General features: G+C 63.6%; 21 protein-coding genes. 11 read left to right on the top strand and 10 right to left on the bottom strand.

All coding sequences use genetic code 11. From position 1 onward, the window contains the following. Window positions 1-100 precede the first annotated feature (100 nt). Together NPJ82_RS02595 and NPJ82_RS02590 are read right to left on the bottom strand one after the other, a co-directional pair. Complete coding sequence (locus tag NPJ82_RS02595; protein WP_342658250.1) at window positions 101-826, bottom strand: hypothetical protein; 726 nt, start codon at window positions 824-826, stop codon at window positions 101-103. Beyond that, the gene (locus NPJ82_RS02590) at window positions 826-1,986 is read right to left on the bottom strand and encodes an integrase arm-type DNA-binding domain-containing protein (protein WP_342658249.1); all 1,161 of its coding nucleotides are present in this window, start codon (window positions 1,984-1,986) and stop codon (window positions 826-828) included. Before NPJ82_RS02590 ends, NPJ82_RS02595 begins: the two co-directional genes overlap by 1 nt. A gap of 250 nt (window positions 1,987-2,236) precedes the next feature. On the opposite strand from NPJ82_RS02590, the gene NPJ82_RS02585 reads away from it, so the two are divergent. After that, entirely contained in the window at window positions 2,237-2,527 is a 291-nt protein-coding gene (locus NPJ82_RS02585) for a hypothetical protein (RefSeq protein WP_342658248.1), read from the top strand. A 106-nt stretch (window positions 2,528-2,633) separates the two neighbouring features. Here the strand turns inward: NPJ82_RS02585 and NPJ82_RS02580 are convergent, their stop codons facing one another. Both NPJ82_RS02580 and NPJ82_RS02575 read right to left on the bottom strand, forming a co-directional pair. Beyond that, complete coding sequence (locus NPJ82_RS02580) at window positions 2,634-3,635, bottom strand: PIN domain-containing protein (protein WP_342658247.1); 1,002 nt, start codon at window positions 3,633-3,635, stop codon at window positions 2,634-2,636. 116 nt (window positions 3,636-3,751) lie between these two features. After that, on the bottom strand, window positions 3,752-4,633 hold the full coding sequence (locus tag NPJ82_RS02575) for a hypothetical protein (RefSeq protein ID WP_342658246.1): 882 nt from the start codon (window positions 4,631-4,633) through the stop codon (window positions 3,752-3,754). Window positions 4,634-4,858: 225 nt separating this feature from the next. Here NPJ82_RS02575 and NPJ82_RS02570 point away from each other — a divergent pair, with 225 nt between their 5' ends. Further along, window positions 4,859-6,286, top strand: coding sequence for a hypothetical protein (locus NPJ82_RS02570; protein ID WP_342658245.1), 1,428 nt, complete (start codon window positions 4,859-4,861; stop codon window positions 6,284-6,286). 378 nt (window positions 6,287-6,664) lie between these two features. Here NPJ82_RS02570 and NPJ82_RS02565 read toward each other — a convergent pair whose 3' ends face one another. The 3 genes from NPJ82_RS02565 to panC all read right to left on the bottom strand — a co-directional run bounded on the left by NPJ82_RS02565 (window position 6,665) and on the right by panC (window position 11,725). Further along, window positions 6,665-9,871 (bottom strand): TonB-dependent receptor, encoded by a 3,207-nt coding sequence (locus tag NPJ82_RS02565; protein ID WP_342658244.1) that lies wholly within the window; start codon window positions 9,869-9,871, stop codon window positions 6,665-6,667. A 653-nt stretch (window positions 9,872-10,524) separates the two neighbouring features. Further along, window positions 10,525-10,785, bottom strand: a complete 261-nt coding sequence (locus tag NPJ82_RS02560) for a hypothetical protein (protein WP_112381916.1) — start codon at window positions 10,783-10,785, stop codon at window positions 10,525-10,527. Between the two features lie 97 nt (window positions 10,786-10,882). Next, the gene (gene panC, locus NPJ82_RS02555) at window positions 10,883-11,725 is read right to left on the bottom strand and encodes a pantoate--beta-alanine ligase (protein ID WP_342658243.1); all 843 of its coding nucleotides are present in this window, start codon (window positions 11,723-11,725) and stop codon (window positions 10,883-10,885) included. A gap of 75 nt (window positions 11,726-11,800) precedes the next feature. Between panC and NPJ82_RS02550 the strand changes: the two genes are divergently transcribed. The 8 genes from NPJ82_RS02550 (at window position 11,801) to NPJ82_RS02515 (ending at window position 18,199) form a co-directional block, all read left to right on the top strand. Further along, window positions 11,801-12,598, top strand: coding sequence for a division plane positioning ATPase MipZ (locus NPJ82_RS02550; RefSeq protein WP_112381914.1), 798 nt, complete (start codon window positions 11,801-11,803; stop codon window positions 12,596-12,598). A gap of 13 nt (window positions 12,599-12,611) precedes the next feature. Beyond that, on the top strand, window positions 12,612-12,875 hold the full coding sequence (locus tag NPJ82_RS02545; protein WP_149682274.1) for a J domain-containing protein: 264 nt from the start codon (window positions 12,612-12,614) through the stop codon (window positions 12,873-12,875). Window positions 12,876-12,900: 25 nt separating this feature from the next. Next, window positions 12,901-14,268, top strand: coding sequence for a phosphomannomutase/phosphoglucomutase (locus tag NPJ82_RS02540; protein ID WP_342658242.1), 1,368 nt, complete (start codon window positions 12,901-12,903; stop codon window positions 14,266-14,268). Window positions 14,269-14,344: 76 nt separating this feature from the next. After that, the gene (locus NPJ82_RS02535) at window positions 14,345-15,109 is read left to right on the top strand and encodes an exonuclease domain-containing protein (RefSeq protein ID WP_112381911.1); all 765 of its coding nucleotides are present in this window, start codon (window positions 14,345-14,347) and stop codon (window positions 15,107-15,109) included. Between the two features lie 102 nt (window positions 15,110-15,211). After that, the gene (locus tag NPJ82_RS02530) at window positions 15,212-16,717 is read left to right on the top strand and encodes an ATP-binding protein (protein WP_342658241.1); all 1,506 of its coding nucleotides are present in this window, start codon (window positions 15,212-15,214) and stop codon (window positions 16,715-16,717) included. Continuing rightward, entirely contained in the window at window positions 16,714-17,157 is a 444-nt protein-coding gene (locus tag NPJ82_RS02525) for a response regulator (RefSeq protein ID WP_112381909.1), read from the top strand. The genes NPJ82_RS02530 and NPJ82_RS02525 overlap by 4 nt, the downstream gene beginning before the upstream one ends. 2 nt (window positions 17,158-17,159) lie before the next feature. After that, window positions 17,160-17,447 carry a response regulator gene (locus NPJ82_RS02520; protein ID WP_342658240.1) on the top strand — a complete coding sequence of 96 codons (288 nt, stop codon included), beginning with the start codon at window positions 17,160-17,162 and terminating at the stop codon, window positions 17,445-17,447. 23 nt (window positions 17,448-17,470) lie between these two features. After that, a complete protein-coding gene (locus NPJ82_RS02515) occupies window positions 17,471-18,199 on the top strand; it encodes a sensor histidine kinase (protein ID WP_342658239.1) in 729 nt (242 codons plus the stop codon). A gap of 292 nt (window positions 18,200-18,491) precedes the next feature. On the opposite strand, the gene NPJ82_RS02510 is transcribed toward NPJ82_RS02515, so the two are convergent. Next, the gene (locus NPJ82_RS02510; RefSeq protein ID WP_342658238.1) at window positions 18,492-18,953 is read right to left on the bottom strand and encodes a DUF1440 domain-containing protein; all 462 of its coding nucleotides are present in this window, start codon (window positions 18,951-18,953) and stop codon (window positions 18,492-18,494) included. A 90-nt stretch (window positions 18,954-19,043) separates the two neighbouring features. Continuing rightward, window positions 19,044-21,542, bottom strand: a complete 2,499-nt coding sequence (gene gyrB, locus NPJ82_RS02505; RefSeq protein WP_342658237.1) for a DNA topoisomerase (ATP-hydrolyzing) subunit B — start codon at window positions 21,540-21,542, stop codon at window positions 19,044-19,046. Between the two features lie 74 nt (window positions 21,543-21,616). Here gyrB and NPJ82_RS02500 point away from each other — a divergent pair, with 74 nt between their 5' ends. Then, window positions 21,617-22,153, top strand: coding sequence for an ankyrin repeat domain-containing protein (locus NPJ82_RS02500; RefSeq protein WP_342658236.1), 537 nt, complete (start codon window positions 21,617-21,619; stop codon window positions 22,151-22,153). Here NPJ82_RS02500 and recF read toward each other — a convergent pair. Continuing rightward, a complete protein-coding gene (recF, locus tag NPJ82_RS02495) occupies window positions 22,148-23,191 on the bottom strand; it encodes a DNA replication/repair protein RecF (RefSeq protein ID WP_342658235.1) in 1,044 nt (347 codons plus the stop codon). The two genes, NPJ82_RS02500 and recF, sit on opposite strands and share 6 nt — an antisense overlap. Between the last annotated feature and the right edge of the window lie 84 nt (window positions 23,192-23,275).

The raw sequence follows: 23,275 nt of genomic DNA, 5'->3' as shown, positions 1-23,275 counted from the left end.
CACCGGCGGCAACAGCCCTAGTAATCACCCTATCCGCGCAGTCTCCGGACATGATTGCGCGGTTCTGTGCGGACAAAGTTGCGGGGTTTTGTCCGGGGCATCAGCGGCGCTTCGCATTCGCATTCAGGGCTCGGATAAAGCGCTGCCCATCCAATCGTAGCGCTATCTCCCAATCCAACATGTCATTGGTGGCATGGGTATCGATCGTGCGCTGATGGGCGATCTCGGCTTGCTCCCAATTCGGCCGACCCGCAGCACCAGTCACCTTCGCCAAGTTCAATGCAAAGGAGCGATAGACTTCATCAAGCGCTGCGCCCACATCGCGCGTCCACCCTTTTCGGATCGTCTCCCAAGGGTAGCCGAAAGCATCTTCGACTCTGCGCTCGGCCTGCATTGCCGGCATACCCGACGCCTTGAGATAGGCGGCCCATACATGTGCCCGAAATTTGGCTCGAATGACGCGGTCCTTGACTTTAGTATCGCTGAATTTAGCAAACATCTGCGGCGCATCGCCATTCGATATTGCAGCTGCCTCTTCTACAACCTTCATCGGAGAGGCTGCATCTTCAGGTATCTGGTAAAACAGCCCTGCGAATATCGAAATCCGTGCTGCCGCAACTTTCAAAACGGCTTCAGGGTCATTTTCATCAACAGAACCCAATGCAGCCTGTAGAACTTCAACACCAAGCAGTTTATGAATGAAGAACATCGACTTGCGGAGGAGATCCGCGGCGGCGACCTGCTGCTCCTCGCCCCCGTCAAGGGATAAAATCCTCTCCTTCTCGACTGATATATCGGCAAGAAGGTCGCCCAACGTTGTTCGCATCAGCCTTCCTTCTGCGGCAGCGGTGTGCAATGCGCTCCCCAAGCATCCAGTAGCTCACGTCGCATCTCGATAAACTTTGTGCGCTTGTACGCGCGGATCACTTTGTCAGGCACGGCATGCGCCAATGCTGCTTCAGCGACGGGATCAGGGATGTGGTGCATCTTCTCCGCGGCCCAATCACGGAATGAACTGCGAAATCCGTGCGCGTCATAGGGCTGCTTCGCGTCAGTCAGCACCTTCTTGAGCGTCATGTCGGACATTGCTTCGCCGGTCCGCCCAGGGAATATGAGATCGTCCGGCTTTGACGTGCGACCGCCTTGGACTGTTTCGAGCAGCGCTACTGCGGCAGGGTTGAGCGTGATGCTATGTGCCACACCTGTCTTCATCATCTCCGCCGGGCGGTCCCACTGGCGTTTCGCGAAGTCGATCTGCCCCCAGCGTGCAAATCGCACCTCCCCGGGACGCGCAGCCGTCAGCATTTGGAAGCGTAGCGCCGCCCGACCGGCGGTATGCGCTTTGCCCACCAGTGTTTCCATGAAGGCTGGAACGTCGCCGTATGGCATCGCCTTGAAGTTCTTGCCGGTGGGTTGCTTCGGCAATCCGACCGTTACCGATCGGCCAGGTGCTTCAGTGGTTCGCCAGCCCTTCGATCGACTGAAGTTGAGCACCTGCCCTACCCTCATGCGCACCTTGCGTGCCAGCTCGGGCTTCTTGGTCCAGATAGGGGCCAGCATGTCGCGAATATGACCGGCGTCGATGGTGTCCACCTTCAGGTTGCCTAGCGATGGGTATGCGTAGGTCTCCAGCGAGGCGAGAAACGCGGCGGCATTCTTTTCCACCCATCCTTCCTTCAACGCCTGGTGGGCGGCCGTCGTGGCATCTCGGAACGTGGGAGTAGGCCTGCGGTCACGATCACGCTCGGCGATAGGGTCGCGGCCATTGAGCGCATGCTTGCGCAGTTCCGCAGCTTTCTCGCGCGCCTCAGCGAGCGTGAGGGCGGCGATCGAACCCAATCCGATGTCGCGGCGCTTGCCGTGCATTTGGACGCGAAGTAGCCATGATCTGGCGCCAGTCGGCTTCACCAGCAGGTATAGCCCGAGGCCATCACCATGACGCCCCGGCCTTGCGTTCTTGACCGACAGCGCAGTCAGCTTGCCCATTAACGCTCCCTCATCTGTTCCCACACCATCGCGCGGTTACATACGAACGTCAACGAACATATCAGAAACGGGAACCACGAATCTATAGGGAACGCGTCGAGAGCGACAGACACGCGCGAACACCTACGATCACCTAGTTATGATCCTGTCGGGTGCGCCAAAATTGGCGAATATCACCTAAAAACAGCTGCATAGCTTTCCGCCTCGTGGCGAGAAGGCTCTCGACCAATTTACTCGCATCGGGAACAACGTGTCTCGTGCGCTGCTTCGGGAAGATGACAGCCTGAAACAGATTTTGAACGATGCCGACATTCCGACTGGCCAGCAAGCTCGTGCGGTCGGTGATCTCCTGTTCATCAGCGAAGGCGGCTTGCTCGCTAGACGAGCGAATTGGGCCATTGGAGATCAGCGTCGCCTACCAGCGCGGCAGCTACCTGCCGTAATCATGCTCATGGAACGCCGCCCGTACGCTGTCGCGCACCTCGCGTCACAGGTCCGTCACATCGCGCTGCTCCGCCAGCAACACTTCCATGCGGGTTGATCGAAAAACGCGCCCAAGCTCGGCCAAACCGACTTTCGGCCGATCTTCTTTTCTCCAAAATCTTTCACCGTGCTATCAATCTATAGCGCGAGAATAACTTGTTCAGTCACAGCTTAGCGACGATCTCGTCGATGTCTTCGTCGGAAAGATCGGGAATAGGCTTGGCGCGGAACGCATCATCCGCGTCGGCCTCTAGGCCAAAGTCCAATTGACCGGTGAACCTGTCGAGCAAACTGGTGTAGAATGCCCTCACGTCACTGTCCCCGGCAATCCATCGCACCTGGTCGTTATCCAATCCACCGCGCACCAGCTTGCCAGCATCATTGGCTGTGAGAGCATCTGAGAACGGCTGTAGTTGACTGACGGCGAGGTGTGTCATAGCGAAACTGCCACTCTCGATGAGCCTGTTGATAGCCGCAGCCTTTTCCTTGTCGACTTCCAGCTTGATGATCTCGAACTGCCTGTTCAGGAATGGCTTAAGTTCCTTGTGAAGATAGAGTTCTGCATTCTTGTGCTTCTTCCACTCATCAATGAGGAATTGATGTGGCTTGCCATTCTTGAGGGCAGACTTGTAGTCGCCGTCTATTGACACGACGTGCAGATCGACGCCGTCGTCTACACATTCCAGCAGATATTCCCAGTTAATCTGATCGCCTAAAGATTTGTCTTTGCCCGGTGGATTTCCAACGTCGCGTCGCAGTCGCGCCCGTTCAATCATTTCCTGGGTGACCTCCCCCACGCCCGCTTTCTCGATCAAGCTGTGGACGAGTTCATCAACGGCAAAGGAGTTTTCGGCTGCGCTTGCCTTCGCCTTCTGCACGAGGGTGTTACGTGCTTTATCGAGTTCTTGAACCGCCTTACTGTAGGCATCGCCTTCCTCGGTGTCAGCAAGGAAGCGGGGAAGAGCCATTGATCCCTTGGCCGCGAAGTCATCAATGGACTTCGCCAGCTTAGTCTCCCGGTTTCGGGCGAATTCATCTGCCACCTGGCGAGAAACATACAGCTTAAGAGTGCCGTTCTCTATAAGGCCCTCGAGCTTCCTAAGCTGCTCGATGTCATCACTCGTAAAGGCGTAAAAAGAGAGTAAAACATTCGTATCAACGAACAAGTTTATAGGCACTCGACCGCCCTCCGGGGCCACCACAGAAGACGGTCAAGGTGCCCGGCGGCCACTCAGGAGGTCAATAAGAAAATTGGTTCATTATCGACCCGCCTCGTCATCGTTCATGGATGCTTTATTTCTTTTGGACAGGTTGCCATCCGATTATCTGGCAGATGGCGTGATCCCATTAACATGATGCGCCTGCCCAGCTTGGCCGCCAATTTATCAGGAACACCGCTGATGCGCTGTGGACCTGTTTCAGAGTCCATCTTCCAACCAGAGCGCGCTGCGTAAATCAGCAGCACATATAGGAGGAGGTATGAGCCGGCAGATATGATGTTCGCAGGCCACGGCTTGCTGAGCGCATGGTAGGCACCCACGGCAGGGAGGGCGAGCATCGGGATCAGAATGATAAGAAACATGGGCGCAAGAACGAAGCGGAAGAAGCGTATCATCCATCGGTCGAAATGCTCGCGGTCAAGCGGCTTTACACCCTGCGGAATGCCTTTGATGGCGCCGCTCACAGTAAGTGCGTCCAATCCACCGGTATGCAAAACCTCGAACGCCGCTCCGTCTTTCGCATCAAGATAGCGGAAGCGGACGATGGCCTTGTGTGAGTCGATACCCGGGATGTCGCCGATGATGATGTCGCGGGTCCGTTCGAGCACCTGAACGCGCAGTATTTGTACGCCGTCCGCCATGTGCAGGGTAAGCGGTTCGTCGGCCAATATGTCATCCCCGTCGATCGTCTCGGTGCCGCTGTTCCATATCGCGATAGTGGTGCTCGTGACGCGCGGCACCTCGCGACCATGATAGGTGATCTTGAGGGCGTCGTCCTCGTCGGGGTTCTCGGGCCAAACCACCGCGACGTCGCTGGTGGTGTAGGACAACGCCTTGGTCCTCTCCCCCTTTTTGAAGTAAATCCAGGTTATGAGCCAACTGATGAGACCGCCGATCAGCAGGCCCACAATCGTCAGCCAATTGTTCACTATGAAGTCCAGCATTGCTCCCCCATTTCTAGCAACATAATGGAGAGCCGGTGGATCTGGAAGAGCGACACGTTCCGCGTCTGTGAAGGCTCCGTGGCCGGCGCAGCGGACTAATGTCGCAGCACCTCGCGTATCCGTTTCTAACCACAGTGATGCTCGGTCGCACGCTCAGGACCCCATCCATGAGTTCCGGCGTAGTTCAGGTGGCTTCGCATGCCTGGAGCGGCCATATAAGGAGGTATGTCAACCAAGCTAGAGCCGGGGCGCCGTTATCATTGCCAGCAACTGACCGATGGCCGGCGGCCTACCGGCGTGTTTTGCTGTGATCCGGACAGCATGGGGGTAAAGCTTTTTGATTATGAAGAGTTCTTTCATCTGGAGGAAGGAGCGCCGGTTTACCTGAGGCTGGAAGATAATCTGGTCGTTTCGATGCTCGACACGGTTGCCAGCGGTCCGGGTCGTTCAAGCTACCTCTGGGAACCACAGGCAACGACCTATTTTGCGGAGATTAGCGCGAATACGGTGGTATCTGGCCATAAGCCTTGGCAGCCAGCAAATCCGATCCGGAGTGTTATGTTCCGCGTGCCGCACGCTAAGGCGCTGCTGTATAATCGGGAGCGTTTGCGGGCTGCGCAGGGACGGCGCTTTCCCCCAAAAGCAGCATCTGACCCATTGTTCGAGGTGACGGTGGCGGGGATGGTCTTCAAATGCTGGTATTCACTTAGCGGATCGTTCGAGTTCGGCACCAACGATTGGGAACCCCTTTTCGAGATTGAGTTTGAGGAGCCGAGAACATTGAAGACTTATCTCGATCCGGTGCACAGCTTGCTTCAGTTTTTCTCGGCAGGAGCCGGTTTGCAGCTTACCCCTAAAGACATAACGATTTCGCCGCAAAGCCATGCCGAATGGCTGGCCGCGATCGAAGAGGATAAGCACACCGATGAGAACTACAGCGTTGTATATCTCTGGAAGCCAGCCGAGGTTGAGAAACACGATCTCCATGTCCGCAACAGCTTCTTTATGGCCTATAAGGCTGCCGACCTCGTTGCACTGAAAGGCTGTCTGCGAGCTTGGCTGTCGCGGGATGACGATTGGGCCAAAGCGACTGCGCTTATGATGGGGTCGCTAGGGCTAGTCAGGCAGGTTTCCGGCCAAAGACTGCTGATGGCATGTCGTTGGCTGGAGGCCATACCGGGTGGGCGGGCCGAGCGTGCACTCGATGACAAACAATTGGCCGTCATCCTAAAGGCGGCAGAGGAAGCCGCGCAGGCACAAGGTTGTCGTGATCTCGGTCGTCGAATTGCCGGTTCGCTGCGGTCGATCAAGCGAGAAAGCAATGAAGCGCGGTTTCTGCGGCTCGTCGGCTCGGTCGTTACAGTCTTCGGCACGAAAGCCTTCGAGCCCTTGCCGAGCGGTCGCAACATCGTATCGACGCTAGTCCGAGCTATGCGATTACGCGGTCAGGAAGCTCACAGCTACATTGAAGGTAGCGACGGAGAAGAGGTTGCCGACCTGATGGCGTCCACTGCGGCGCTTGAGGCTCTTTGCTATCTCCTTACGCTCAAGGATCTCCCGATCGATGAGGCCGGCAGGGACCGGGCGCTTCACAGCCGTATGGTTCGGACCTATCACTATGCGGAGATGGCCTTTCCGCCAGTCAAGAACTGATTTTCGACGCCGAACCGGCCCGCCCGCTAGGTCACGGTATGTCAAAGGTCGGCTTGCTCCGTGGCAGTGCTATGAGCCGACGCGAGGGAAAATCCCTCCCATTGCCAGTCTCTCTATTACTCTTCCATGCTACACAATCGTGTTACGCGATCGTGGTTAAAGCCATCATTATCAATATTTTGAGGAGGGTTTGGTGCCACACACACAATCCTGTCGGGTGCGCCAGCTTCCAAATCAATAATCCGGCGATCGCGTGACGAGCCCCGCTCGTGCGCGCGGCAACGCCATGTCCCTTCGAAAAGCCACGCCCGCCAAACGCATTCGGGGCGGCGCGAGATGATCGCGCCGCCCCGAACGTCTTGATGTTTTCTTCGATCGTCAGAGTGTCAAGCGAACCGTCATCTGATATTGGCGGTCGCTCTTGAAGTAGGTGCGCGGTGCTTCCAGGCCTTCGCGGTTGAGGACAAAGGTCGTCTTGGTGGTCGTATCCAGCAGGTTCTGGACCTGCAGGCCGATCTTGAAGTTGCGGTTGACCGTATAGATCAGCGATCCGTCCAACTGGCCGACACCCAAGGCATAGACTGGCAAGAACGGGAAGCAGCAGTCACGATTGGTCAGCAGATATTTCGACCGCCAGCTATAGGCGACGCGGGCATAGATCCCGGCCAGATCATAAAAAGCCGAGACGTTGAAGTTGTATTTCGACAACTGCGCCAGCGGCAAGTTGTCGTACAGCCCCGCCACGTCGAGCGGCGGACGATTGCCGTCCTCGGGCCGGTTGTCCGGTACCGCGTTCGGGATCTTGCCCGGCTCGATATAGGTGAACGTCGCCTGCGTCCCCAGCCCGCGCAACGCACCAGGCAAGAAGTCATAGGTCTGCTGGTACGACAGCTCGGCACCCTTGATGTTGGCATTGCCGGGCACGTTGACCGGACCGTTGATCGTCGCTGCAAAGGTCTGGCCGTTGTTCGTGAAGCTGCGGCTATATCCGAAATTGTCGAGGATGATGTTAGACAATTGCTTGTAGAAGACCGCGCCGGTCAGCGACCCGACCTTGGCGAAATACCATTCGGCGGTCAGGTCCACCTGCTTGGCATCGATCGGCCGCAGGAACGGGTTCCGCGAATTGGCGCTGAAACCATAGATGCCGGTCGTATTTGCCGTCGACGGGGCCAGACCGACGAAGTTGCGGAGATCGGTAAAGCCGGGACGCGAAATCGCCTTTGATGCCGCCAGGCGGAACAGCAACTGTCCGTTCGGCTGGAACTTGACGTTCAGGCTTGGCAGCCACTTGTCGAACTTCTGCGTGGCGACGTTCGTTTCCGAGCCGTTGTTCGAGAAAGCCACGATCGCCTGCTGCTGTGCCGGCGACACGGTACAGATCGGCCGAACGGTGTTCGTCGTGTTCGGGCTGGCGCAGAATTGGGCGACCGTCGCAAAGCCGCCAAGCGTGTTGGCGATGTTCGGAAAGCTGGTGCCGCCGAAGGATTGGTCCTCGGTATGGACGAACCGCACGCCCACGTTACCCGAAAGATTTGCGTCGCCGCCGCCGATATTGTCGACTCCGAAGTCGACACGGGCGTAGCCCGAATAGGTTTTTTCGGTAATGCGATAAACTTCATTCGGCCGGAAATAACCGTCGATCAGGTTCGCGCCGCGATCCTCGAGCGGGGTGTAACCGCCGCCCGACGCCTTTGTCGCGGTGCGCAGCAGGTTGGTCAGCGCTTCATGATCGGTCAGGATACCGTCCTTGATCCCCCAGACCGTCGGCGGCTGCACTGCCTGTCCGCGATAAAAGTCGGAGAAGTTCACCGGCGCCATACTGTCGACATACTTGGCTACAGTTGCCGTACTGGAGGTCCAGGTGTCCGATACCGCACCCCAATTGTTGTAGTCGTTGGCTTTCACCGTCTGGTCGCGGGTCGAATAGCGGCCACCAACACGCACTTTGCGCAGGAACGAATCTTCCGACACGTCATATTGCGCGTCGGCACGGAACGCCCATTCGTCGCCGTCGCTGTGCGTGCGGTTGTTCATCGCGTCGCGGATAAAGGTGTTGGTCTGGGACGCGAAATACGGGCCGATCGCCTGATTGTTCGGCGGGACCACCGTGATCTGCGGTACATCGCCGCGTCCGTCGATCCTCACACCGCTGAACGTCGCCAATTCGACAACATCGTCCGAATCGCGCGCCTTCGAATAGACATACTGCCCGTCCAAGTTCAGGTGCAGGCGATCGGTCGGGTCGAACTTGATATTCAGCGACTGGTCCTGCGTAAACCCGTCGGTTTTGAAATAGCGGTTGCCGAGCGTGGTGTATTGCCCGCCGCCCTGACGGATCAGGGTGCCGCTGGTAAACTGACCGTCGTCATTATAGGTCGGCTGGGTGAAGCTCTGTCCGGTGGCCGGCCCGAACGGGTTGTAGCCTTGCGGGAAGATCTGGTTCGCATCGCCATAATAGACGTTCGGCTCTACGGTGCGGTCGAGCCAGGTCTGCGCGGACTCCGCACGGAGGAACTGGGCGGTGACCAACAGGTTGCCAGGCGCATTCTCATATTGCGCTGCCGCCGAATACCCGACGCGCTTGCGGTCGAATTCCTGCGAGCGCATGCCGGCACCCAGCGGCACGTACACGAAATCGCGGCCCGCCGGTACCGGATAGCGGTCCCACAGCGTCGACTGATACCGCGTGCCGGGATTCAGGATGCGGCCTTCGCCGGCGTCCTGCACGCCATTGCCGTTCCGGTCGTCGTTGAAGCGCGGGAGGAACGCGGAATAGAAGACCGAGTCCGACCGGCTGCGCTGACGGTTATAGCTGCCGCTGGCCATGATGCCGAAACGGCCGCCGCTGGCGATATCCCACTGCTTTGAAAACAGCCCGACCACCGCCGGCTCGCTGCGTCCGTTATAGTCGCCATAGTTCACGCTGCCCGACAGATAGATCAGCGTTTCCTTGGTATCGAACGGCTTGCGGGTATTGATGTTGACCGTACCCGAAATGCCACCCTCGATCATGTCGGCGGTCAGGTTCTTGAAGACCTCGACCGATCCGACGAGTTCGGTCGGCACGTCGTTGAAGCCGATCTCGCGACCGCCGCTGACGCCGAAGCTGTCGCGACCGTTGAACTCGCCACGAACGTAGGACAGCCCGCGGATGGTGACGCCCGATCCTTCGACGGAGAAGTGCGCGGTGTCGGTGGCGGCGGCGAAGCGGGTGATCGCAACGCCCGCCACACGCTGCAGCGCCTCGTTGACCGAACGGTCCGGCAGGGCGCCAATATCCTCGGCCGTGATCGCGTCGACCACGGTGTCAGCATTGCGCTTGATGTTCTGCGCGTTCGCCAGGCTCTGGCGCACGCCAGTGACGACGATCTCGTCGCGCTCGGTCTCGGGCGGTGTGACCGACGCTTCCTCCGAACTGCCCGCAGTCCCGGTGGTGTTCCCGGCCTGCCCCGGCGCAGTCGGCGCCGTGCCGTCGCTGGCGGCTGGCGTGCCCGAAATGGTGCCCTGCGATCCCGCACCTGCAGGCTTGCCTGCGTCGACATCGCCCGCCTGACCCCAAGCCGGCTGCGATGCGAGCAGCAACGCCAGAGTCGATACACCAACATGCAACACCCGACGCCCAACGCGAGCGTCACGCAAACCGCGACCCGTCATGCAACCCCTCCAAATCTCGCCCCGACCATCTGCCGGTCTTGCGCCGGCAATGGCATCTCGGCCCCGCATGGCCGTGATCGCATCGACTATCTTAGAGCCGAAACGGCCGCAAGACGGATTTGAGAAATTAATATAAGTATTATTCGATTACCATGATCGTGATTGTAAACAACTTTACACCACGGTGCTTGGCGTTAGCTAAGCTCATGATTTTCTTAACATTTGGCCATTGGTCTGAGCAGCGTGGCTGTCGGGTCTGTGTCCGTTTAAACACACGTCGCGAACATTCGACGTGACGGTTTATGTACCGCCTGCATCGGTAATAGCTTGCGTTTGCTTAGCTATATCAACAACATAGCCATCGCCAAGAGTGGGACGCCAGAACAGCCGCCAATATCGAACATGGCGTTCCACACCGCGACACTGTGGTCCAAGCCACGTCGATTGCCTGGCCTGAGGCGCGGCGGCGCAGGGCTTATCCCCTGCTGAGCCCTTCCAGCCCGCCGGATGCGATTGCACCCGATGATCCGTCGATCATCGCACCCCCGCTGGGGGGCCCTGCATTCCGGCGCGACGGCGCCTCAGTGCGCCCGCGCACTTCCCGTCAGCCAGGCGCGCGCCTTGCGCTGCGCTTCGGCGATTTCACGGGCACTCATGTCCATCGCGATTTCGGCGCGCGCGACCTGCGCCGGCACGAAGCCGCTGATCGCCGCCAGATTGAACCATTTATGCGCTTCGACCAGGTCGAGCAGCGTGCCGCCCGATCCCGTCGAGCAGGCGACCCCGCGATCATACAGCGCGACACCGTCGCGCACCCCCTGTTCCACCCCATTTGCCATCATGACGAAAATTCCTGCCCATCTACGCAACCGGTGCGTTCGGTCGATTCGTTCGATGGACAGGGTTTGGGGCCGATTCGGTCGATATCTGGTTAACGTGTTAACCCTGATCGACAGGCACGTTGTCGATCAGCCGGGTGCTGCCCATGCGCGCCGCCGCCAGCAGGCGCCGGGGCCGATCCGCCGCCGGCTCGACCGCCAGCGTCTCGGCATCGGCCAGCGCGACATAATCCACCTCGAAGCCCGCGGCGGCGAGCGTGGTGCGCGCATCGTCCAGCACCGCGACGACATCCTCGCCGCGCGCGATCGCACGGGCGGCGACCCCCAGTGCGCGGGGCAGCGCCACCGCCTTGGCACGCTCGTCCGCATCCAGATAGATGTTGCGCGACGACAAGGCGAGCCCGTCATCCTCGCGCTGGGTCGGTACGCCGACGATCTCGATGCCCATGTCCAGGTCCGCGACCATGCGGCGGATGACCGCGATCTGCTGGAAATCCTTTTCGCCGAAATAGGCCGCATCCGGGCGCACCTGGTTGAACAGCTTGGTGACCACGGTCGCCACGCCGTCGAAATGGCCGGGCCGCGCCGCGCCGTCGAAGCCTTCCGACACACCCGAGACGTGGATCGTGGTGGCGAACCCGTCCGGATACATGGTGTCGACGCTGGGCATCCATACCGCATCGCAGCCCGCCTCGGTCAGCATGCGGATGTCGGCCATCTCACGCCGGGGATAGCGGCCCAGATCCTCGTTCGGGCCGAACTGGCGCGGATTGACGAAGATCGACGCGACGACCTTCGTGCCCGGCCGCTTGGCCGCCTCGATCAGCGAGACATGTCCCGCATGCAGGGCCCCCATGGTGGGCACCAGCACGACGCGGGAGCCCTCCGACCGATATTCCGCCACGGCTGCGGCAAGCGCGTCCCGTTCGCGAATGACTTGCACTGATTTTACCCCTCGTTCCCCAGGCCGGGGGCTTCTATGTAGGGTGGCAACAGGGATCAATAAGGAAGCGACGAGTTGCCCGAGCGGCCCCCGCATACCCATGTCATCGTCTTCGCCAATGAAAAGGGCGGAACCGGCAAGTCGACCACCGCGGTCCATGTCGCGATCGCGCTTGCCGCAAAGGGCGCCCGCGTCGCGTGCTTCGACCTCGATCATCGCCAGCGCACCGTCGGCCGCTATCTGGACAATCGCGCCGAAACCATCCGGCGCAGCGGCATCGCGCTGCCCATGCCCAAACATGCGACGCACAGCAGCCAGACCGAGGAAGGGTTCGAGGAAACCTGGTTCCGGCTGTGCCAGGATGCCGATTTCCTGATCGTCGACACGCCCGGCCGCGACGATCCGTTCGCGCGCACCGCGGCGGCCCTGTCCAACACGCTGGTCACGCCGATGAACGACAGCTTTGTCGATTTCGACCTGATCGGGCAGGTCCATCCCGAAACCTTTCAGGTGACCCGCCCCTCCTTCTATTCCGAATTGATCTGGGACGCGCGCAAGCAGCGCGCACGGCAGGACGGCACCACCATCGACTGGGTCGTGCTGCGCAACCGCCTGCAACATATCGAGGCGCGCAACATGCGCCGCGTGTCGGATGCGTTGACGCAGCTCGCCAAGCGGGTCGGCTTCCGCATCATCCCGGGCCTCGGCGAACGGGTCATCTACCGCGAGATGTTTCCGGCGGGCCTGACCATGATCGATGCCAAGGAATTCGGCCAGATGGGCCTTGCCCATGTCGCCGCGCGCCAGGAACTGCGCGAGATGATGGCGGCGCTGCAACTGCCCGAGGCCGATGCGCCGGACGCGGCCGCGTGAAGTGGATCCCGGCATGAAATGGATCATCGTCGCGCTGGTGATCTGGCTGGCGTGGCGTTTCCTGGCCAAGCCCAAGCCGAAGCGCAAGGCCGCGAGCATGAGCGATGAAACCGCGGCACGGGCGCTGCTCGGTCTGGACGCGGCCGCCGGGCCGGATGCCATCCGCGCCGCGCACCGCCGGCTGGTGGCCGATACCCATCCCGATCGCGGCGGCTCGGCAGAGCTGACCCGCCGGATCAACGCCGCACGCGACCTGTTGCTCAAGGCGCGTAGCTGACCCCTGCCCCCTTTGCGGACCCGAGATGACCAAGCCGATCCACCCCACCGCGCTTCGCGAATACGACATCCGTGGCACCGTGGGGCAGACGCTGGACGAGGGCGCCGCCTATGCGATCGGCCGTGCCTTCGCCACGCGGGTGCGCCGCGCCGGGGGAGCCCGCGTCGCGGTCGGCTATGACGGGCGCCTGTCCTCGCCCGCGCTGGAGGCGGCGCTGGTCGACGGGCTGACCGCGTCGGGCGTGGATGTGGTGCGCATTGGCATGGGGCCCACCCCGATGCTGTACCATGCGGAGGCAACGCTAGAAGTGGAAGCCGCCATACAGGTAACCGGCAGCCACAATCCCGCCCAGGACAACGGCTTCAAGATGGTGCTTCAGCATCATCCCTTTTACGGCGAGGACATTCAGGATCTCGCGCGGATCGCCGCGACGCAAAGCTGGGATCAGGGGCGGGTTGGGACGGTGACGGACACGCCGACCATCGAGGCCTATCTCAGCCGTCTGACGGCGGGATATGCCGGGGGGTGCTTCCGCATCGGCTGGGACGCGGGGAACGGGGCCTCCGGTCCGGTGGTCGAGCGGCTGGCGCGGCTTCTTCCCGGTGAGCATCATCTGCTTTTCACCGATGTCGACGGAAATTTTCCCAATCATCATCCCGATCCTACCGAAGAAGCCAATCTTACGGATCTGAAACGACTCGTCATCGACAAAAAGCTCGATTTCGGATTTGCTTTCGATGGCGATGGCGACCGGATCGGCGCGGTCGACGGACAGGGTCGCGTGCTGTGGGGCGACCAGTTGCTCGCCATCCTCGCGGTGCCGGCGCTTGCCGAACATCCCGGCGCGCCGATCGTCGCCGACGTGAAGGCCAGCCAGACCCTGTTCGACCGCATCGCCGAACTGGGCGGCCGGCCGGTCATGGCCCCCACCGGCCACAGCCTGATGAAGGTCGCGATGGCGCGGACCGGCGCGCCGCTGGGCGGCGAGATGTCGGGCCATCTGTTCTTTGCGCGGGATTGGTACGGCTTTGACGATGCGCATTACGCCGCGATTCGCCTGATCCGCGCCATTCATCTGTCCGGCGGCTCGCTGGACGCGCTGCGCGACGCGATGCCGGTGCGCGTGGCCACCCCCGAATTGCGGTTACCGGTCGAGGAGGCCCGCAAGTTCGCGGTTGCCGATGCCATTGTCGACGCGATCGTCGCGGAGGGCGCACGGGTGGATCGCACCGACGGCGCCCGCGTGACGACGCCCGACGGCTGGTGGCTGCTCCGCGCCTCCAACACCCAGGCCGCGCTCACCATTCGTGCAGAAGCCGCGGACCAGGCCGGCCTCGACCGGCTGCTCGCAACCATCGACCGCCACCTCGCGGCGCACGACCTGCGGCGTTGAGGCCTGCCAGCGGCCATCGCGCACGCGTTGACCATTAAGGCTCGCATTTCCGCCCTTGCGCGCCCACATAGCGGGCATGCGCGCCCGCCAGCAGCCCGACATCATCCGAGTCATCGATCTGGAGACCACCGGCTCCGCCCCGCCCACCCATGCCGTGTGCGAGGTCGGCTGGCAGGACGTGGCGCTCGGCGCCGATGGCCGCTGGGAGCTTTATGGCGAGGGTGGCAGCATCCTGGTCAATCCCGGCCGCCCGATCCCGCCGATCACCCAGGCGATTCATCATATCCTGGACGAACAGGTCGCCGATGCGCCCTGGTGGCACGATGTCGCGCGCCAAGTGCTCGATCCCTGGCCGCGCCGCCTGGCGCTTGCCGCGCACCGCGCCGATTTCGAGCAGCAATATTGCACGCCCGCCTTTACCCGTTCGGCCGACTGGATCTGCACCTGGAAATGCGCGCTGCGCCTGTGGCCGGACAGCCCCAGCTTCTCCAACCAGGTGCTGCGCTACTGGCGCAAGCCCGATGGGCTGGAGCATGAACGCGGCCTGCCCATCCACCGCGCCTTTCCAGACGCCTATGTCACCGCCTTCCACCTGCGGGACCAGTTGAACGAGGCGAGCCTTGCGCAACTGCTCGAATGGTCGCGCCAGCCCGGCCTGCTGCCTCGTGTCCGCTACGGCCCGGACCGCGGCAAGGACTGGCGCGAGATCGAGGAGGAATCGCTCGTCGGCTTCCTGTCGGACCGCGATCCCGACGTCCGCTTCACCGCGGAAACCGAGATGGCCCGGCGCCGCGGCGGCGGCCATATCGGCCGGCCCAGCGCGCAGGAATTGCTGCTGTAACGCCTTTTGAACAGCAAGGCCCTGTGATAGCATCATTTTTACGCGGAACGACGCGGACGACTCCCTCTGGCGCCGGACAAAGCCTTGGCGTAAGGCCGGCCCATGTTGGGGGCCTCCAAAGGGATCGCACGCAAGGGATTGATGGGCCGCTTCCTGATCGGAAGCATGGCGCTCGGCTTTGCCGCGCTTATCGCGATCGGCTTCGCGGCCTTTTTCACGCTGAACAATGCGCAGCGTCATACCAGCGCGCTGATCCATTCCTACCAGGTGGAAAGCACGATCGCCGATATCGGCCGGCTGGTCGAACAGGCGGAAACCTCGCGCCGCGGCTATATGCTGTCGGGCCGTGCCTCCTTTCTCACCACCCATGCCAGGGCTGCCGGCGCGATCCCGGTCGCCGTCGATCGCTTCGCCGCGCTGACGCGGGACAATCCGCGCCAGCAGGAACTGGTTGCCGGCGTACGCGGCAATCTCCGTACCCTGCTGGCCGAGCATGCGCGCACCAATGCCCTTGTCCGTGCCGGCCGGGGCAGCGCGGCGCTTGCCCGGTTCCGTGCGCAGACGGGTGCGCACATCGTCCTTGCGCTGCGGGAGAACTTCGCCGCGATGAATGCGGACGAGCGCCGCCTCCTCGCCTACCGCGCCACCGAGCGCGCATCGAGCGAGCGGGTGTTCTACATCGTGCTGGTCGCCGGCGTGGTCGTGTTCGTGCTGGTCGCGCTCGCCTCGCTGCTCACCATCCTGCGCTATACCCGCGATCTGGCCGCCTCGCGCGACGAGCTCGGCCTGCTCAACGAAACGCTGGAAGATCAGGTGGAGGAGCGCACCGCCGACCTCGCCCTCGCCAACGAGGAAATCCAGCGCTTCGCCTATATCGTCAGCCACGACCTGCGCTCGCCCCTCGTCAACGTCATGGGCTTCACCGCCGAGCTTTCCGCCGCCACCGCCCCCCTTGCCGAACTCGTCACCCGCGCCGAGGCGGAAGCGCCGCATATCGTGACCGAAGACGCCCGCCTCGCCGCGCGCGAGGATCTGCCGGAATCGATCCGTTTCATCCGCACCTCGACGGCCAAGATGGACCGCCTCATCAACGCGATCCTGAAGCTCAGCCGCGAGGGGCGCCGCACCATCGCGCCCGAACCGCTCGACCCCGCCGCGCTGGTCGACACCATTATCGCCTCGATCCAGCATGTCATCGACGAACGCGGCGTCACCGTCATCGTGCGCCGGCCGATGCCGCGCATCGTCACCGACCGGCTGGCGATCGAACAGATCCTGTCCAACCTGATCGAGAACGCGACCAAGTACCTCCAGCCCGGCCGCGCCGGTCAGGTCACCGTGTCCGCGGTTCGCGACCGGGCCCGCGTCATCATCTCGGTGGCGGACAATGGCCGCGGCATCGATCCGCGCGACCATCAGCGGATATTCGACCTGTTCCGCCGCTCCGGCCAGCAGGATCAGCCGGGCGAGGGCATCGGCCTCGCCCATGTCCGCGCGCTCGCCTATCGCCTGGGCGGCACCATCGCGGTCGAGTCGCAACTCGGCCAGGGCGCCACCTTCCACCTCTCGCTTCCCTCCACCCTCCATCAGGACGTGCCCGCCTCATGAACGACCATCGCACCGTCGGCATCATCATGATCGAGGATGACGAGGGCCATGCCCGCCTCATCGAAAAGAACATCCGCCGCGCCGGCATCCTGAACGATCTGAAGCATTTCACCGACGGCACCACCGCGCTTCAGCATCTGTTCGAGGCCGCCGACGGCCCCGCCAAGAACGGCCCGGCGCTGGTCCTGCTCGACCTCAACCTGCCCGACATGAGCGGCACCGACATCCTCGCCCGCATCAAGGCGGAGGACAGCCCGCTCAAGCGTACCCCGGTCGTCGTGCTGACCACCACTGACGACAAGGTGGAGATCCAGCGCTGCTACGATCTGGGCTGCAACGTCTACATTACCAAGCCGGTGAACTATGAGAGCTTCGCCCAGGCGATCCGCCAGCTCGGCCTGTTCCTGTCGGTGATCCAGGTGCCGGAGATCGAGGACTGAGCGTGACCGACGGCGCCCCCCGCATCCTCTATATCGACGACGACGCCGGACTGTGCCGGCTGGCGAGCCGCGTGCTGCGCCGCCACGGCTATCAGGTGACAAGCGCGCCGGACGGCGCCACCGGGCTGGCGGAGGCCGCGACCGCGTCGTTCGACCTGATCGCGGTCGACCATTACATGCCGGGGATGGACGGGCTGGAAACGCTGCAACGCATCCGCGAACTGCCCGCCCCCCGCCGGTCGTCTATGTCACCGGGTCGGACGAGGGCCGCATCGCGGTCGCCGCGCTGAAGGCGGGTGCCGCCGATTATGTGGTGAAGACGGTGGGCGAGGATTTCTTCGACCTGCTGTCCGCCAGCTTCGCCCAGGTGCTGGACCGCGCCGCGCTGGAACGCGACAAGGCCCGGGCCGAGGCCGATCTGCGCGCCTCCAATGCCCGGCTGGAGGCGTTGCTCGGCGAGGTGAACCACCGCGTCGCCAACTCGCTGCAACTCGTCTCGGCGATGGTGGGGTTGCAGGCGGGCGTGCTCGCCGACCAACAGGCGCGCGACGCGCTCGCCGATACGCAGCGGCGTATCCAGGCGATTGCGCAGGTGCACCGCCGCCTCTACACCGCCAACGACGTCGAAAGCGTCGACATGCGCGACTATCTCGGCGCACTGGTCGACGAACTGGCGGAAACCTGGTCGACCGACAGCGCCCCACGCGCGCTGCGCCTCGCGGCGGAGCCGATCCGCCTGCCGACCGACAAGGCGGTGTCGCTGGGCGTGATCGTGACGGAACTCGTCACCAACGCCTGCAAATACGCCTATCCCGCCGACGCCTCGGGCGAAGTCCGCGTCCACCTCACCCGCGACGGCGACGACGGCTTCCTGCTGATCGTCGAGGACGATGGCTGCGGCCTGTCGATCGGCGCCGCGCCGCGCGGTACCGGCCTCGGCACCCGTCTGATGCGCGCCATGGCGCAAAGCCTGCACAGCAGCCTCGAATACGACCCCGCCCACCGCGGCGCCCGCGCCATGCTGAAGGCCAGCATCGCGTAGGCAGATGACATGAGGTTGGACCCTCTATCCGTTCGTCTCGAGTAGTCGTCGAGTAGCGGCAAAGCCGCGTATCGAGAGGACGTATCGAGAGGCACCGTGCCGCGTGTGGCGCCGTCTCGACACGAACGGACAATGGTTCGGCCCATATCATCCGACTTCACCGCAAGCTGCGTTGCATCGGATCCATCACGGCCCATTCGTGCTGAGCCCTTCGACCGGCTGGCAAGCCAGCCAGTCGAAGGGCTCAGGCCGAACGGATGGATGATGAATGTTCAACGCATGACGCCATGAGTCACGACAACCCGCGCCGAACCCCCTCCAGCACCACCCCAAACACCGCATGCGATGCCGCGCTGTATGCATGCGTCACAGCCGGCGTATCCTGCGGCGCCGGCCCCCAGCCAAAGGCCGGCACCCCGACGTCATCGATCGCCAGCATCGTCGCCATCCCGAACGGCACGCCGAATCCGCGCGCGATGCGCGGATCGCCCGCCACCAGCACGCCATAGGCGACGCCGATCGCCGCACCCGTCGCATAATGGACAAGCGTTCCCGCCGTTTCGCGCCGCTTCTGCGTCACCGGGTCGCCGGTCACCAGCCGACTGGCGCTGTCCGCCGCCTTCACCGTCGCGGGATCGTCGTTGCTGCCGCCGCCCATCAGCGGCGACACGCCGCGCTGGAACGCGTCCATCGCCGCGGCCGCCACCAGCCCACCGGCCAACCCGATCCCCATCGCCTGCCAAAGCCTTGCCATCGCACCCGTTCCTTGTCGCCGCTCCGGCAACAGAACGTCCCCGGCCCTGCCATGTTCAAAGGGGCCGGGGCGAAAACATCGGCTCAGCGTCTACACGTCCAGATTGGCGACGTTCAGCGCATTGTCCTGGATGAACTCGCGCCGCGGCTCGACCACCTCGCCCATCAGGCGCGAGAAGACCTCGTCCGCCGCCGCCACGTCGTCGCTGGTCACGCGCAGCATCGAGCGGTTGGACGGGTCCAGCGTCGTTTCCCAAAGCTGCTCGGCGTTCATCTCGCCCAGCCCCTTGTAGCGCTGGATCGCCAGGCCTTTGCGCCCCGCCGCCAGGATCGCGTCGAGCAACTGGCTGGGCCGCGCCACGCGCGTCTGGCCGCGGGTCAGCGTGGCGGTCGCCTGCCCGTCCTCGTCGGTTGGCACCGCATCGACCGGCGCCTCGGCACCCGCGGCGCCCCGCATCGGCACCAGCTTGGCCGCCTGCGCGAAGCTGTCCGCCTGCTCGGCCGCCAGCGTATGCAGCTTGCGCGCCTCGGCGGAGACCAGGAAGGTCGCCTCGACGATATGGTGATCGGTCACGCCGCGCCACAGCCGCTCGAAATGGACGCCGCCCTCTTCGGTCAGGCGCGCGCTCCACGTCGCCTCGCTGTCGCCCGCATCGAGGCGGCGGGTCACCTCCGCGATCGCATTCTCGCGGCCGCTGCGGTCCAGCATCGGGTCGAGTGCCCCTGCCAGCGCCAGCACCTCGACGATCGCGGGGTCGTAGCGCCGCGGCACGTAGCGCATCAGCGTGCGCATCCGCCGCGCATGATCGGCCAGCGCCTTCAGGTCCTGGCCCGAGCGCGTGCCCGTGGCCCCTTCCAGCATCATCGTGCCCACGCCGCCCTCGACCAGATATTCGTCCAGCGCCGCCTCGTCCTTCAGATAGACCTCCGACCGCCCCTTGGTCGCCTTGTAGAGCGGCGGCTGCGCGATGAAGAGGTGCCCGCGCTCGATCAGCTCGGGCATCTGGCGATAGAAGAAGGTCAGCAGCAGCGTGCGGATATGCGCGCCGTCGACATCGGCGTCGGTCATGATGACGACCTTGTGATAGCGCAGCTTGTCGGCGTTGAAATCCTCGCGGCCGATGCCGGTGCCCATCGCCTGGATCAGCGTGCCGATCTCCTTGGACGAGATCATCCGGTCGAAGCGCGCCCGCTCGGTATTCAGGATCTTGCCGCGAAGCGGCAGGATCGCCTGGAAATGCCGGTCGCGGCCCTGCTTGGCCGATCCGCCTGCGGAATCACCCTCCACCAGGAACAGCTCGGACTTGGCCGGGTCCTTTTCCTGGCAGTCCGCCAGCTTGCCGGGCAGGCTGGCGATATCCATCACGCCCTTGCGCCGGGTCAGTTCGCGCGCCTTCTTGGCCGCTTCGCGCGCCGCGGCGGCATCGATCACCTTGGCGATGATCGATCGGGCATGGGCGGGATTCTCCTCCAGCCATTCCGCCAGCTTGTCCGCCATCAGGCTTTCCAGCGGCGCGCGCACTTCGGACGAGACCAGCTTGTCCTTGGTCTGCGAACTGAACTTCGGATCGGGCAGCTTGACCGAGACGATCGCGGTCAATCCTTCGCGCATGTCGTCGCCGGTCAGCGACACCTTTTCCTTCTTCAACAGGCCGGACTTGTCGGCATAGGCATTGAGCGTACGGGTCAGCGCGGCGCGGAACGCGGCGATATGCGTGCCGCCGTCGCGCTGCGGGATGTTGTTGGTGAACGCCAGGACGTTCTCGTAATAGCTGTCGTTCCACTCCAGCGCGACGTCCATGCCGATATAGTCGCGTTGGCCGGTGATCGCGATCGGCTCGGGGATCAGCGCCGCCTTGGTGCGGTCCAGCCACTTCACGAACGCGGCGATCCCGCCCTCGTAGAACAGCTCCACCGTCTTCGGCTCGTCATGGCGCGCATCGGTCAGGAACAGGCGCACCCCCGAATTGAGGAACGCCAGCTCGCGGTAGCGATGCTCCAGCTTCTCGAAGTCGAACTCGGTGATCTTGAAGGTCGAGGGTGAGGGCAGGAAGGTGACGCGCGTCCCCTTCTGCCCCGGCTCGGCCTTGCCGACCACCTTGAGCGGTGCCACCGCATCGCCGTGTGCGAAGCGCATGTAATGCTCCTCGCCATCGCGCCAGATCGTCAGGTCCAGGAATTCGGACAGCGCGTTCACCACCGACACGCCCACGCCGTGCAGGCCGCCCGACACCTTGTAGGCATTGTCGTCGCTGGTGTTCTCGAACTTGCCGCCCGCGTGAAGCTGGGTCATGATGACCTCGGCCGCCGACACGCCCTCTTCGGGGTGGATGCCGGTCGGGATGCCGCGGCCGTTATCGGTGACGCTGACCGACCCGTCGGGGTTCAGCGTGATGTCGATCCGGTCGCAATGTCCCGCCAGCGCCTCGTCGATCGCGTTGTCGCTGACCTCGAACACCATGTGGTGCAGGCCCGATCCGTCGTCGGTATCGCCGATATACATGCCCGGCCGCTTGCGCACCGCGTCGAGGCCCTTCAGCACCTTGATCGAGGAGGCGCCGTATTCACTGTTCTGGGGGGTGTCTGCCATGCCAAGCATATAGGGTCTGACGCCTTCGAACGGAAGCAAAATGGCGGTCCGTTCCGCGCCTGCAACAAGGGACGATGCGCAGCGTTTACCCGCGCATGACCGACCTCGCCGACCTGCCCCCGCTCCCCTCCCCCGAACGCATCCAGGAACTGCTCTTCGACGCCGCCCGCATCGGCCGCGACGACGTCATCCCCGCCCTCCTGCGCGCCGGTGCCGACATCGAAGGTCAGGACGCCCGCGGCTACACCGCGCTGGTCCTCGCCAGCTACAATGGCCAGCTTTCCACCACAGACTTGCTGCTCGACGAGGGCGCCGCCCCCGACGGGGCCAGCGACGCGCAGGGCAATTCCGCGCTGATGGGCGTCGCGTTCAAGGGGCATGTTGATATCGCCCGCCTGCTGCTCGACCGCGGCGCCGATCCCAACCGCCGCAACCGCGCCGGGCAGACCGCGATCATGACCGCCGCGCTGTTCAACCAGACCGCGATCATCGCCCTGCTGCTGGAACGCGGCGCCGATCCGAATGCCACCGACCATGCCGGCAACACCGCCGCCGCGGTTGCCCGGATGCAGGGCAATACCGCGCTGGCGGAAATGCTTACTCCCTCATAACGCGATCCGCGTCGCGTTCGCGCCCACGCCTTCGAACAAGGCGGCTTCCGTTCCCGTCATCCACACCTGCCCGCGCCCCTCCAGCCGCGCGAACAGCGCGGCGCGCCGGCCGGGATCGAGATGCGCTGCCACCTCGTCCAGCAGCAGCACCGGCGCCGCGCCGCGCCGCGCGGCAACCAGCTCGGCATGCGCCAGCACGATGCCCAGCAGCAGCGCCTTCTGCTCGCCGGTCGAACACAGCGCCGCCGCCTGTCCCTTGCCGGCATGGGTGACGATCAGGTCGGCGCGGTGCGGTCCGACCAGCGTGCGCCCCGCCGCGGCGTCGCGCCGCCGCCCGGTCATCAGCGCATGCGCAAAGGCATCCGCCTCCACCGCCTCGCCGTCCAGCGCCAGCGTCGCGCGCGCGAACACGTCCGCCGGACTCTCCCTCAGCGTCGCGTCCAGCGCGGTCACCGCCGCATGCCGCGCACCGTCCAGCGCCACGCCATGCTCCACCATCCGCTGCTCCAGCGCCGACAGCCAACTGGGATCGACCGGCGCATCCTCCCCCAGCAACCGGTTGCGCTCGCGCATCGCCGCCTCGTAGCGCGTCGCGTGCATCCCGTGCGCCGGACTGAGCGCCAGCACCAGCCGGTCCAGGAACCGCCGCCGCTCGCCTGCCGCCTCCACGAACAATCGGTCCATCGCCGGGGTCAGCCACAGCACGCCCAGCCACTCTGCCAGCGCGTTCGCGCTCGCCGCCGCCCCCTGCACGCGCACCACCCGCCGCTCCGGCGCGGACGCCAGCGCGCCCGTCGCCACCTCCACCCCGTCGGCCAGCGTCGCCGCCACGCCGAAGCCCCCCGCCCCGCCCTGCCGCGCCATCGCCGACAGCGCCGCCCGCCGCAGACCCTTCCCCGGCGCCAACAGCGACACCGCCTCCAGCACATTGGTCTTCCCCGCCCCGTTCTCGCCCGTCAGCACGACGAACCCCGCCCCCGGCGCCAGCACAAGGTCGCCGTGATTGCGAAAATCGGTCAGGACGAGGCGGGTCAGCATGCGGTCACCCGGCCCATAACGCGCGCCGCGCCAAAACGGCAAAGGGGCCACCGTCGCCGGCAGCCCCCTTTGTCACAATCGCGG

The sequence above is a fragment of the Sphingomonas sp. NY01 genome, assembly GCF_038809135.1.
In the GTDB taxonomy this organism is placed as follows: Bacteria; Pseudomonadota; Alphaproteobacteria; order Sphingomonadales; family Sphingomonadaceae; genus Sphingomonas; species Sphingomonas carotinifaciens.
Note: the sequence above shows the minus strand (reverse complement) of the source record. Positions and strands in the feature narration are given on the sequence as shown.